Origin of the sequence: Pseudomonas fluorescens (assembly GCF_000968015.1) — a bacterium.
Taxonomy (GTDB): Bacteria; Pseudomonadota; Gammaproteobacteria; order Pseudomonadales; family Pseudomonadaceae; genus Aquipseudomonas; species Aquipseudomonas fluorescens_W.
Window position 1 is genome coordinate 24243 of the sequence record NZ_LACH01000039.1, and the last position, 12680, is coordinate 36922.

Consider the following 12680-nt stretch of genomic DNA (forward strand, 5'->3'; position numbering starts at 1 on the left):
AGCGGCGCATCAACAGCACCGCCGAATAAAGCTGTGCCTCACTTAGACCGCGATGCGTTATTGGCCCGCAATCAATCGCCTAGTGCGCCAACCCCTGGAAGTAGTTGCGCGTTACCTTGTGGGACGAGGTAGTGTAACAAGCCTCTGGCATTGACCTGTAGTGAGACAGAGCGGCAAACGCCATCTCCGGCGCCCAGCTGGGGCTGACGGCCGATGGCTTGCACGTGACGCTCCCGAGGGTGATCTCAAATGGCGCGCTGCGACTCTATCGCTCGGAGTGCTGCTGCCAGTGTAAGCCCAACGATGCGGACCCACCGAGATGACTTCGTTCTGCCCGTACGCTTTGATGATACCGATTTAGATGGCCTTCAGCCCACGTTAACTTATCTCAGTGCGAATGCTATGCGGCCTTTTCAGCTTGCTGAAAAAATTCTTAAAAAGCTGTCTTTACCGTCGGTTGTTCAGGAACAAGAACTACAAATATGGAAGATTATTTCTCCCAAATACGCCTCCGAGGCTTTCTCGAGTATGCCGGCCTCACGTTTTGGTGGTCGACTGAACTACCAAGGAACCAACGCAGTCTACTGCGCAAGCTCACGCTGTGTGGCAATTTTGGAGACTATGGTTCATTTGGAGCCTACTGGAACGCGTAATTTGATCGCCGTAGGAGCGAAGCTGAATTTATCTCTACCCGCAACGGTATTGTCACAAGCAGATATGCCGGAAAATTGGGCGCAGCTCCCTCCATCGGAATCAATGAAGGAATTCGGAAGTCGGTGGTTGAAGTCAAATATCAGTGTAGCTCTCAAAATCCCGTCGATAGTGCTGCCCGCTGAACAAATCATATTATTAAATCCGATGCATCCGGACTTCCAAACCCTTACCATATTTACGGAAGAGCCTGTAGATACCTCAGGTCTTCACTTGGTGCACAGCTAAATAACGACGTGTTTCGAGTCTCATTGATTCAAGTTGCTCAGATCACCTTTCCAACCTCGACGGATAGAATCCAGTGTGATTCCCTCGTTCGCTTCATAGAAGCCTGATCCAGCCAGTCGAGGACAGGTCTGTGATCCCGCATGGTGCACAGCAATAACCTCCCAGCTTTTGTTAAAAACGGGGCTTCCGGAGCTGCCGGGATCAGTGGGCGTTCGGTAATGCATGAGACGTTCTTTAGTACAAACGTCAAGCAAAACACTGTCCTGCAATGAGAACTGCAATTCTCCCGATCGAGGGTGACCTACGACGAAAGCCTTGGTCCTGGGTGATGGCCAGGGAACAGTCTCGGCCATGGGAAGTCCTTGCGCGCCGTCCGGAACACGACTCAATCGACAGATCGTGACATCCAACTTGCCCGGCGCTTCCTCCACGCTACCGAGCTGGCCCGGCTCCGAGCTGAACAATATTTCCTGCACGAGACAGGGCGACGCACCGCTGTCAGCTTCCACCTCAAAGGTGATCCGTGCATCAGCGCAGAGAATGGCTCTCGGCACCGTGTCACTGATCACATGGGCGTTGGTGAGAAATAACAAACCTTCTTCTCCGAAAACCGAGCCCTTAATCAGGAATCCAGTTCCTAGCCGCACGCCCTCCTTGCTCGTCACACACCCGATATTGGGAACAAGGTCGAACATTTTGCGAATGTCACTGACAGTGAATGCCTTTTCCCCGGAAAAGTTCTTTTCCAATTCTTCAGGGTTTTGTTGCAGTCGGCGCAAATGTTGAACGTCCACAGACCAACGGCGCTGCGTGTGCAACACGTGGCGTTCGAAGATTCGAGCTAGGCGCCCGGCGCCCGTCGTTTCTTCGAGTGGTGAAGCGTTCCAAATTTCGCGTAATTGGCGGGAGTAACTTTCCATCTCGAACGGACCGCATTTCGGATGGAATAGGAACCGGTATAACCATAGTTCCGCCCAGTCGCACCATCCTTGCTCAGGCTGAAACCGATGCAACGCTAAACTGGCCTCTGACGCCGCTGCTAACGCCCATGGATCGGCGGGATTGTTTCTAACGGCCGACGTTGCTTGGCTCAGTACGTCGAGCGCCAGATCGATCAGCTCCTGGACAGGTTGAGCGATCTGATCGTGAAGGCGTGTGCGCAGTGCCAGTACGTTACCGCCCAAAAAGAAACTTGGCGCTATCCGCCACTGCCGTTGATAGCATTCGATTGATTCCACAAGGGCATTCAGATCGCTATTCAGCACAAACCGTTGTTTTCGAATACGCCCACGCAAGGCATACAGATCATTCTCCTGGGCTTTGTACTCTACATTTATCGCAAGAGTCGCTGCTGCGCTTTCAACTTCGTCCAAAAGCTCATCAGCACGCTCAAGAGCGCCCAGCTCTACCATTGCTTGTGCGAGCAATCGCTGAATGACGGGATCACAGCCCCGGGTGTCGTGCCAGGCTATACCTATTTCATGGACGTGTTCGAATTGGCGGTGCTTGCGCAGCACATCCATGGCACTGCGAATGCCGTGATGAGGCACTGTATTGCCAACGTGAGCGAGTTCGTCTGCGAGAAAGTGCACTGCGCCAGCCAAGAGCGCCACTGACGCTTCAGGATATTCACTGCAGGTGAGCGCTTGGGCAAGTTGAGATTCGGTCTGAGCGATCATGGGTGTTTTAAGCCAAGTGCTTGCGCCAGCAACGCGCGAAACTGCCTGCCGGCAAAATAGTGGGTGATGGTATGGCGCCAAGTTCCCCAGTTGCTCTCACGCACGTCCTCCACTTTTTGACCTTCGAACGGGGCGTAATCTTCCATCTTTGGGTCTGCTCCACAAATTGGATCGAGTGGATCATAAACGTTGATCCAGCGCCCGAGCGCCGGTGGAAAATCGACACGCTTGGTGCCGTCAATGGACAGTTGTTCCTGTACTTCAGTGATGCCCAGCGGCGAACCGACGGTGAATAGGACGTCTACCCGTGGACAATCTTTGCAATTGCGTATGACGTCATACGCGATCATCGTCCCCATGCTGTGTGTTACCAGAACGATCTTTTCCGCGTTTTTCTTGGCTGCTTCCAGATCTTCGATCAGGCGTTTACGCAGTTCATCACGTACCTTGAAGGTGACACCATCGGAGGGGCGTGTGTAATCCTTGTTAAACAGAAAGTAATAGGCTTCCATAGCCATCTTCTTGATGATGGCCTGCTTGACTCGCTGTGGAAGCCAAGATGCGATTTCGAGTTGCGCAGCCTCTTGCGCCGCTGGCAGCGACTCAAGGTCAAGCTGTGCGTCGGGAGACGGCGCCGCTTGCATTTTGCGCTCAAACTCTTCGAGAAACTTTGCTTCCTCGGCATCGGTGGGTACCGGCGTTATGAGTTCTCCGGCCACCTCGCCTAGGTTTTGTTCCTGAACTACGGCGTCGCTTTCCGATTCGTAGTAGGAGTCGAATTCCGTTTCATAGTCGATGCCGTAAAAAACATCAGCGTAGTAATTGAAGGTGTTTGGCACACCTTTATCCTCAAGATCGATACCCGGGTTGTTACCTTTGAAAGGTTCCGGTGTGTCGGCACGCTCCAGGCCCCAGCGCCAAATTTCTTCAAGCTTTTCTTTTGGAGGCTTTTTAGCTAGTCCATGCACAAAAACGACAGCGTATTTCCTCATTACCTTTACTCCTTGTATCAATCCTGGAACAACGTTTGAGCCGCGCCACCAAAATCACGGGGAGCAGGTTTTCCAGCCTTGGCTGCGCTGACTCTTGCTCGCGCGTGGTTCATGTCTGCCTTGTGGAAGCGAACAATTTTGCCCTTCTCGCGCCCCTTATCGAGCTCGACCTTGGCAATCGCGTCACCGCCTACACCAATCATCACATCGCTTGCGTTCACCATGGCTTGCGATGTGGAAGACAGTCGGCCGTCGGCTCGTCTTCCGCCCCACAAATTATCGTCGACTACGAATACGTTCTCGCATTCCGGGGAGAACTCCACTCCCTCGTCTACGGCGACGGATGAAACAATGCCTGCTGTGCGAAAGCCCATCAGCACGGCGAGCCGATAGACCATGCCAATGCCTTCGGCGGTAGCACCAGCACACACGATAGTGTCCGCTGGATCAAATTTTTTCAGCTCAGCCAAAAGCGTCTTTCGGGTCTGGGCGGTGTTTTCATACCCCGCCCCGGAAAAACCCAGGAAGGTCACCACGCGTGCGCGACCCTGAGACCGAATTCCATCGACGGCTGCCTTAACGTTCATGAAGCCTCCTTTGTAAGAGGTAACTATAATTGTGACCTACCGTGATAAATAGATGATAACTCTTCGCTTTATCTGAAATGTAGTTCCTTCACGCCGCCTTGTCGCCTGTTAGCTTTTTTTTTGCGAGATGAAACCACGGATCTCAATCATCATTGAGCCGGATGAGAGAGTCGTTCCGCAAGCACGTGTTTAACTGACGGCACTCCCGTTTCAAACTTGTATTGTGAAAACATTCCCTCGTTACCATGGAACTGGATGAGCGAGCCACATCGATCATAGAGCGGCAGCATTATTCCCATGGCTTGAAGATATATTCTGACGTCCTCCCATTCCTTCGAGTAGTCGTGCTCAGTGGGATCGTGATCTGTCGTGAGTGCCGAGAAAGACCTATCGGACATTCGGAGCAGGGTCTTTGGCGGCATCAAAAATGTTGTTTTGCCGAGAAGTCCTCGGCTGAGGATGTATTTAATTTCATAAAAAGATCCACCACTGATCCCCGGAACAACGATGATGGATTTTGCTGCTTCCGATAACTGAAAAAACATCTCCTTCCAGTCGTCATCGGAGCAACAAAGTTTACCTGCTCCTACCGCATCTCCTTCGCGCCCGAGTCCAAGAAGCAGCCCCCAAGGTCTGCACGCATTCGCGATGAGACTCTCCAAATCAACACCACCCCATTTTGCCGACACACCGGAAAAATTTAAGCGATCCGTGACTTTGAAGGGCCTCAGGTAAAGCGCAAACGGGATCGCCAGCCCGGAATTAAAAACTTCGGCCGCGTTTTGGTCTCGTAGGCTTTGCGCAACAGCCAAATCTATCCGGTTCAGTACAGGATGGAGTGGATTGCACACCAGTTGAGGAAGTGCGAAAGCTACGAATAGCCCCCAAAAGCTCGAGCTGTTGAAGTAAATCCAGTAGGCGCTGCACAAATAGAGCACGCTGATCACAAGAGGCGCAAAGAACGGCGTCAGTAGCAAATAGTGGCGAGACTTGTATATCCAGAAACCAATGCAGCTCGCCACAATAGATAGCGCAGCCAGAGTACGCAGTGTCTCCATTCCTCTCGCTCCTGCCTCTGTACCGCAACGCAGAGTGTTCGAGAACCGACGCATGCAACAAGATTTCTTCTCTTACACCACCCTACTCTCGCAGAGATTTTGCGGTCACCACACCGCATGGAAGGAAAAATGAAGTGGCCTCAGTATGAGCTACATTATGGCCAATCGCTGGGTAGCGACGGTTCGGCCCACCACCAGTCCAGCATTCTTGCCTATTGAGCCTTCGGTGCATCGTGCGATGGACGAGTAGCCATGCGATGACATACCGAGGTGTTGAAAGAATATGCAAAGTAAGAGGTTCCTGCCACACACCGAAGCTGAACGTTGGTTGAGTAATTGTTCTCGTCTCGGAATTCAGTTCGAAAATTTGCTTCCTGCTTACCATCTCACGGACTGTTATGCAGATTCCGAGTACAACAGAAAGCGAGGCGGACAAATTAAAACCATCATTTCGGGCGATACGGAGGTGATCAGGTTGACCTGTGATCTCATCGTGCATAGCCGTGGGAAAAGAACGAGATAATCTGATTGCCATAGAAATGGGTAAGCCAGATAAAATTCTCAGCAAATATGCTCGGATAGACTTCGTCTTAGGGCGCTCACCAAGAGGAGCTTTCATGACGTTTGGTCGGGTGACGGTGTCACTCACCCTGAGCACGTATGTGGGTATCTGATGGGGGTGTTCATCATGGTCGATTGCATCAACTAGGTTGTGTCGGTTGAATATTTTGAAGACGGACTGCCTAAAGTCGACGGCCAAAGGTTTGCTTTGTAAATTTTCCGGCTTGGCTTGCGCCGCCCTTCCACTCCTTTTTTGGCTAGATAGACAGCCTGCACAGAAGGCGGGTGAAATGCACCACAGATGCCATGGAGATGGAAAACGTCTCAAAGGAATAACTTGGCCGTCCAACTCGGTCTAAAAAATTGCTGCAATTATTTGCTGTGGCAGAGAGTTTGCTGTGGCAGAGCATTTGCTGATAGCGAAGGTCAAAATGTGTCTGAGCGTCCAACTCGACCAAAACCAGACCTAATCTTGTTACTGTGCTTACCAATCAATGAATCTGCGGCGTAGCGATATTGCAGCTTGAATTTGGAGGCGACCGTCACACAAAACTGATAGCCTATAGCCATTAATGGCGTCAATTGTTTGAATTGAAGAGGCTTCATGGACGACCGCAACGCACGTTACTTTCTTGCCCTTCTGGGCGATTTTCCATCAGACGTCGCTGACGCTATCAAAGCTCAACTGCGCGACCGTATTGCTGAGCTTGGCTTGGAACTCGGTAAGGACGTCACGTTGTTCGAGGGTAGTCCAAGAGGCTTCAACCCAAGAGCTGATCGGTGTTGCGCGGCCTTATGCGCCGCTATCGACACAAGCGATGAGGCGGTGATCGAGCGGTTGATTCACAAGCGAGTTCCTATGATTCCTGTCGGATCGTGTCAGGATAATTTCTCAACGGAGTTCCCTGGAAAACTAGGCTTGCTTAACGGTCTATTGCTCAGTGAAAGCCCCAGCATATTAGCTCTTTCTCTCTTAGAAGCTGCTGCGCTCATACCTCGGCAAAGGCGAGTGTTTTTAAGCTACCGACGTAAGGAGTCTACCGACGCTGCCCTCCAGGTATACGCGGCGCTATGTGCTCGCCAGTATGATGTTTTCTTGGACACCCACGGTATTCTACCTGGAGAGCATTTTCAGGAGGTGCTATGGCAGCGACTCTGTGATTCAGATGTGCTCATCTACCTCGACACGCCGGAATACTTCGAAAGCCGCTGGACAGAAGCAGAATTCCACAGGGCATCGCTAAGAGACCTGGCAATACTGCGTGTCGGTTGGCCAAGCGTAACCGCAACCAATACCGCTGTTATCACTGGCGAAGTACAGTTGTCGGAGACCAATTTTATCGACAATCGTCATCTTACACAGGATGTCCTCGCAAGCATTCTCGACAAGGTGGAATTGCTTCGCACCAAAAGCGTTGCACTGAGGTATTCAAAGCTAATTGGCACACTGGCCAAATCGCTCGAGGGCGGCGATGGAAAAATTGTAGGCTATTCGTCTCGTCGAGGGTTGATGGTGGCCATGAATGGCAAAAGCATTGCGGTGTATCCAGAATTGGGTGTGCCAACCAGCCAAACCCTTTACGAGGCCACGCTGGAAGATCACGTGCCGCCCGTCGCCGTCATTTATAACGATATTGGAATTCAGGATCGAAAATGGCGTGCTCAAATGGATTGGCTCTCAGAGAAGCTGGATAGACATGTACGCCTCGTAAAAGCGAATGAAGCGGGTTTTCAGTTTATCGACTGGCTATGAGGAATCTGGGCCAAGCGTTTCAAACTCTATTGACCCGCACTCGTCTCCTGCAGCAACCATAGTGAATGACCCAGAGAGACCACCACACAGGCTAACGACATGAACAGTGTTTTCCTTTCCGCAAGCGTGCCTCGTACCGACAGCGAATACTACGATCAGTGTGACCCAATGTTGATTCAGGCTGCATTACGTACATTTTTGTTCACGGTCTTAGGGCGTAAGCATCTGGTTTTTGGCGGGCACCCATCAATCTCACCTCTCATCCTTGCCGCATGCAAGGAAGTGGGTGTAGCAAATAAGGCTGCTGTCACCATCTATCAATCAAATTACTTTAAAACGGTGCAACCAAAAGAAAACACCGAGTTTGCCAATTTTATTGTTACGCAAGCCACAAGCGATCGCACTTCAAGCTTGGAAAAGATGAGGAGTTTTATGCTTCGTCGCCATCGTTTTGAAGCCGCCGTATTTATTGGCGGAGAAGATGGCGTTCTTCAAGAACATGCTTTATTCAGACAGCGACACCCTAATGCAAAAATTCTTGCACTCAAGAGCCCCGGTGGCGCCGCAGCAAGTATTGAATCCTCCATCAGTGATGATTATGACGAACTTATTGATTATGTAGGGCTTTTTACAACAGATCTTCAAATTGGTCTGAACAGCGAAAGAAACTTAAGCTTGAATACGCCAGGGCAAACTCCCTCTAGCTCTTTTGATCTAGGATAGATGCAAATGGATTATGGTTTTAATATTGATCTGAATCGAAGTATGTATCGGATAGATGATGCGGCAGTAAAAAAATTCAGAAAAAATTTGGACAGTATTGCAATTGATCTTCGAGACTACTTGCTTAGTGACAACATTACGATTGATGCAAAAACGGTTGCTAAACACCTCTTCCCTTTGGATCGGTGTGACGTTTTCATTTCACATTCTTATGCAGATCAGGATTTGGCGATCCAGTTGGCATTGGACCTGAAGAAAAAAGGTATCCATGCTTTCATCGATTCAACTGCTTGGGGGTCAGCCTACGACCTCCTAAAGGCCATAGATGAGAAACATTGCGAAATTAAAGGCACGAGTCGGTACCACTATGACAAGCGCAATCGTTCTACAGCGCATGTTTATATGATATTGGCCACTGCTCTTCAGCAAATGATCGCAAAGTCGTCAGCTCTTTTCTTCTTGAATACGGATCGTTCGCTTTCAACGAAGCACTCCATTGCAGGCGAAGATAAAACGCATTCGCCCTGGATACATATGGAATTGATGTTTAGTTACCTCATCTGGCAAGCAAAACAAGACAGCAAGCAGCTCGTTGTAGCCAATGAGTCCTATACATTGGACTCTGTACCTGTAGTCCACGAGGCATACACCGAGCACTTGAAAGATATCAAGCATTCTCGGCTACAGCAGTGGATCAATGGTTGTAAAGATAACGGTTCATCAGAAGATACCTACGCGTCGCTGTACAGGCTCCATCTGAGTCCTAATCAAGTTTTATAGTAGAACTGCGCGGTTCTGGATTATCGATGCCCGCAGACAAGCTTTGTCGTAAATGACTGTGCAACAGGCTTGTCTGGAAGGTTGGTAATTCCACCAGATCGGATCGCAATCGATCGGTCTATGAGGGAGGCGTCGGATCCACCGTTCGGAATGCCCAGCGCCCGCAAGCTAGACTGTTATGGGCAGCTGATGAGTCGAGGGCGTACGGCGTACGCAGCCATATAGCCAGCGTGTTCGATCTCCTCGACGCCCTCAACGCTTATCATTGAATTTCCAAGTAGCTGTTCATTCAAGGCATGCAGGGCGGAGTCTATGAAGCAATTCCCCTACGATATTTTCTTGTCCCACCGAATTGGCGACAGCGCGCATGAACTACGCGATCAATTGGTATCCTGCGGTTGCAGTGTGTGGTTTGACGAGAATCGACCATTAGTGGACCGCCAGCTATTCGCCTCGATTCGCAAGGCTCACGCCGAATCGCGAGTGACGATCGCCTATCTTTCACCTAGCCATTCTCCCTCGCCTTGGACTCTCTTGGAGATGCTGACAGCTTTGCGGCGTGAGCAACAGTTTGCTATCAGGTGTCTCTTCTTCTACGGGTCTGCGGAAGCGTTCGAATGTTCGCACGCCTGGTCTTTGCCCGACGAACTCAGTTCAGCGTTCGCCGACCTTGACCGGCGCCTCGAGACGCAGGTAACGCTTTTCGCCAGTCGAATGAGCAGGCTCAATAGGGAGATGATGGTTCACGGCTCGCGCACGCCTTTATCTCGAGCGCGCTGCATTGCCCGACTGCGTCGCTCCATTGATGGCTATCGGTGTTCTGCCAATGGTTTCGCGGACCTGCCCCTATCACCCAAGCTTGCGGGAGACATCACTGCACGCTTTTTAGACTGCCATCGACTTCGTGTCGCATCGGTTGCACTTGATTGGATGGAAGGTGATGTATTGGAACAAGGCTTTGAGTTCTTGTGCTTTAACTTGCGTGAATTGGAGCGGTTTCTTTCTGAAGCAGCGGTGGATCGTACACCCAAAGACATCGCTCTGCTGTGTGCGTTAAGCAGTTGTCTTATCGGAGCCGAACGGGTTGATATGAGAGCTGAGGGTATGTATTTGCTGACGACGCTATCGTCAGGTGCCGGACAGCGACGATCAAACCGATTGCTCAAATGGGGTTTAAGGCGAGAGCCGGATTGGTCGCTGATACGGCTCTTCGCTCCGCAAAGCGATAGTCCAGACTCTGAGGCGTGGCCAGAAGAACTGCCAGGGTTGGAATCTGCGATGCTGCAGTTCGACGAAACTCCTCCACGGGAGGCACTTGCATATGTCGGTCCCGATGTTCGGATGCGCCTCGATACCCACCGCCAGATGGATTCTGACGATCTCCCTTTCGAGTATCAGCTTGAACTTGAATTGCATTGGCTCAGTATGTTGGTCTCCCAGGTGCGCGACGCAGGTGAGAAGCATACTAAGCTAAACACATTTGCCGCCCGGAACAGGCTGAAGATGATCGACGCCGAGCTGGCTCATCGGAAGTTGAATGCATTGCTTGTTCAGGGAACGGCGACAGCAACTCCCTCCGAGTTGGAGGATCTGCTAGAACGAATCATGCGCGTCGAGCACGACCTTATCGAGACCAGTGAGTGTTATGACGGTGCACCTTTGTCCAGCTTTGCGAGTTATTTCCTCAATCATCTACTACCAATCCTGGCCCTTGGAATTCTCGCTGGGAGGCAACCTCAGGAATTCAAACAGCTCGGGAAACGCTGCTGTCAGATCCTCTCCTCCTACGCTGAGCTAAGCCCGCAAGAGTTCAAGGCATATGAGGCCTACTGGTCAGCCTGCGTCCAATGGCGAGACACTCACGGACCGGGCGTAGCGAAGCACCTTCTGCATACTTCGAGCAATGGATTTAGCGCCGAGTTGCGCGGCTTTTAGACTGCTGGATAAGGGTTACAAAGTAAGCGAGCTTTGCCGGTAAAAACCAAACCCACAGCTCGGCCCCGTCGGGCCTATGCGCAGTACTTGCGTGCGAAAAAAAAGACGCCTGAAACGGGATATAGTAACATTCAAACACCTATAATTTGCGATGGCCTTGACGAATGCGTCCGCGATCAACATTCGGGCATGGGTATCCAGAGGGCTGACGTCTCGAATGACAATCGACCCGACACAATGGAGTTTGAGATGAGGCTACGGGCGCGTTTCTCTAATCTGCCCATCACGAATTTCAAAGACGAGAACAGCATGGGTGCTAATGATGTTGCCTGGGTGGCGCGGGTCATCGATTTCAGACGATCAGAAAGGGTTGTGCCAAGGCAGATGGAATTTTGCTTTTCAACAGCGCAATACGCCTTTTAGCCTCAGGTACATTGCAGATATTTGACGCAGTACAAAAAAAAGCCGGAGGCAAAGGATGCATATCGTCGGGGGACTGTATCGAGAACTGTGCGAGGTACCGTCGTGGGATAGCACAATGGGATCAGGCGTCAGGGCAGCTCTGGCAGCCATGACGTTGTCGCCCGACGTAGAACTGTCTACCTTTGCGTCGCTCGCTGATCAACCAGCCGTCACTGAGATTCGATCCAGAGGGATTGTCGTCAATGTGCAGCCCCGTGCTTCGGCTATTGTTTTTGCGTACTTTCACCCCCTTTCCTTTCCCCACATCGAACCACCGCGTGGCGATATTGAAGTCAAAGGTTCGATCCTGGTCACAGGCGATGCGGTGTTGCGATTCGGTTTTATCGAAGGCGACGCTGTTGTAACGGCAAATCGAGCCGTGTATGACCCTCAAACCTGGCGCAATCCTCCGTCTTTTTGGGCAAATGGCTCGACGGCCAACGAACTTGCCTTGGTGATGAATGAGCTGGAATTGAGACACATCGCCGGCATCGACGAATTGGCGACAGCCGCACAACTCGTCTTACAGAGAGAAAGGGCCTGTGCGATTGTCGTCAAGCGCGGAACACGTGGCGCCTCAATTTACGAAGCCACAGGGAAGGTAACGCATGTCCCGGCTTACCGTTCAAATAGAGTTTTCAAACTCGGAACCGGTGACGTATTTAGCGCTGTTTTCGCTGTTTATTGGGCAGAGAAAAACCTGTCTCCCGCAGAGGCCGCGGATCTAGCATCGCGGTCTGTGTCCGTCTATTGTGACACCCTCACATTCGAATTTGATGAGCCGTCCCTACGACTGCGCCAGCCTGTGTCACCTGGGGAAGGTGGCAAAGTGCGGCTTGAAGGGGCCATCCGTTCGCTGGGGCAACGTTATCTGATGGAAGAAACCAGGTGCGCGTTGCGTGAACTGGGGATAGAAGTGCTTGCACCAGAGTTAAACCCTGCTTCTTTAGAAGAGAGCGCGGATGCAACGCTCATCATCAACAACGAACTGTCAGCGCAGGCGTGGACCCGAATCACCCAGGATGCTGCTAATGCTGTGCCTGTCATTATCCTTAATGAGCACTCCATGGACGCGTTCGATCTGCATTACGCGACACTCATCACCGAAGATTTTACAACGGCAATTTACTTCGCTGCATGGGCTGCTGAAGAAGCCGTAGCGCCACGTTGAAATAAAACAATAATTGGCATCACCTGCGGGTCATGCAACG

General features: G+C 51.2%; 10 protein-coding genes. 6 read left to right on the top strand and 4 right to left on the bottom strand.

Going from position 1 to position 12680, the window contains the following annotated elements:
* Positions 1-249: 249 nt before the first annotated feature.
* Positions 250-939, top strand: a complete 690-nt coding sequence (locus VD17_RS17900; protein ID WP_080932025.1) for an RES family NAD+ phosphorylase — start codon at positions 250-252, stop codon at positions 937-939.
* Positions 940-959: 20 nt separating this feature from the next.
* Here the strand turns inward: VD17_RS17900 and VD17_RS17905 are convergent, their stop codons facing one another.
* The 4 genes from VD17_RS17905 to VD17_RS17920 form a co-directional block, all read right to left on the bottom strand.
* Entirely contained in the window at positions 960-2618 is a 1659-nt protein-coding gene (locus VD17_RS17905; RefSeq protein WP_046054940.1) for a serine protease, read from the bottom strand.
* Complete coding sequence (locus VD17_RS17910; protein WP_046054941.1) at positions 2615-3610, bottom strand: esterase/lipase family protein; 996 nt, start codon at positions 3608-3610, stop codon at positions 2615-2617. The genes VD17_RS17905 and VD17_RS17910 overlap by 4 nt, the downstream gene beginning before the upstream one ends.
* A 17-nt stretch (positions 3611-3627) precedes the next feature.
* Entirely contained in the window at positions 3628-4197 is a 570-nt protein-coding gene (locus VD17_RS17915) for a hypothetical protein (RefSeq protein WP_046054942.1), read from the bottom strand.
* A gap of 149 nt (positions 4198-4346) precedes the next feature.
* Entirely contained in the window at positions 4347-5255 is a 909-nt protein-coding gene (locus VD17_RS17920; RefSeq protein WP_046054943.1) for a hypothetical protein, read from the bottom strand.
* Positions 5256-6420: 1165 nt separating this feature from the next.
* Here VD17_RS17920 and VD17_RS17925 point away from each other — a divergent pair.
* The 5 genes from VD17_RS17925 (at position 6421) to VD17_RS17945 (ending at position 12640) form a co-directional block, all read left to right on the top strand.
* Entirely contained in the window at positions 6421-7569 is a 1149-nt protein-coding gene (locus VD17_RS17925; RefSeq protein WP_046054944.1) for a toll/interleukin-1 receptor domain-containing protein, read from the top strand.
* A 99-nt stretch (positions 7570-7668) separates the two neighbouring features.
* On the top strand, positions 7669-8292 hold the full coding sequence (locus tag VD17_RS32235; protein WP_046054945.1) for a hypothetical protein: 624 nt from the start codon (positions 7669-7671) through the stop codon (positions 8290-8292).
* Positions 8293-8298: 6 nt separating this feature from the next.
* Entirely contained in the window at positions 8299-9072 is a 774-nt protein-coding gene (locus VD17_RS17935; protein WP_052962704.1) for a toll/interleukin-1 receptor domain-containing protein, read from the top strand.
* A gap of 312 nt (positions 9073-9384) precedes the next feature.
* A complete protein-coding gene (locus VD17_RS17940; protein WP_046054946.1) occupies positions 9385-11007 on the top strand; it encodes a toll/interleukin-1 receptor domain-containing protein in 1623 nt (540 codons plus the stop codon).
* A gap of 478 nt (positions 11008-11485) precedes the next feature.
* Positions 11486-12640, top strand: coding sequence for a carbohydrate kinase family protein (locus VD17_RS17945; protein ID WP_046054947.1), 1155 nt, complete (start codon positions 11486-11488; stop codon positions 12638-12640).
* Positions 12641-12680: the final 40 nt, after the last annotated feature.

What these genes read in the sequence shown, in the direction of transcription:
- VD17_RS32235 (WP_046054945.1), top strand. Translation starts at nt 7,669, where the DNA reads ATGAACAGTGTTTTCCTTTCCGCAAGCGTGCCTCGTACCGACAGCGAA.
- VD17_RS17915 (WP_046054942.1), bottom strand. Translation starts at nt 4,197, where the DNA reads ATGAACGTTAAGGCAGCCGTCGATGGAATTCGGTCTCAGGGTCGCGCA.
- VD17_RS17910 (WP_046054941.1), bottom strand. Translation starts at nt 3,610, where the DNA reads ATGAGGAAATACGCTGTCGTTTTTGTGCATGGACTAGCTAAAAAGCCT.
- VD17_RS17925 (WP_046054944.1), top strand. Translation starts at nt 6,421, where the DNA reads ATGGACGACCGCAACGCACGTTACTTTCTTGCCCTTCTGGGCGATTTT.
- VD17_RS17940 (WP_046054946.1), top strand. Translation starts at nt 9,385, where the DNA reads ATGAAGCAATTCCCCTACGATATTTTCTTGTCCCACCGAATTGGCGAC.
- VD17_RS17900 (WP_080932025.1), top strand. Translation starts at nt 250, where the DNA reads ATGGCGCGCTGCGACTCTATCGCTCGGAGTGCTGCTGCCAGTGTAAGC.
- VD17_RS17945 (WP_046054947.1), top strand. Translation starts at nt 11,486, where the DNA reads ATGCATATCGTCGGGGGACTGTATCGAGAACTGTGCGAGGTACCGTCG.
- VD17_RS17920 (WP_046054943.1), bottom strand. Translation starts at nt 5,255, where the DNA reads ATGGAGACACTGCGTACTCTGGCTGCGCTATCTATTGTGGCGAGCTGC.
- VD17_RS17905 (WP_046054940.1), bottom strand. Translation starts at nt 2,618, where the DNA reads ATGATCGCTCAGACCGAATCTCAACTTGCCCAAGCGCTCACCTGCAGT.
- VD17_RS17935 (WP_052962704.1), top strand. Translation starts at nt 8,299, where the DNA reads ATGGATTATGGTTTTAATATTGATCTGAATCGAAGTATGTATCGGATA.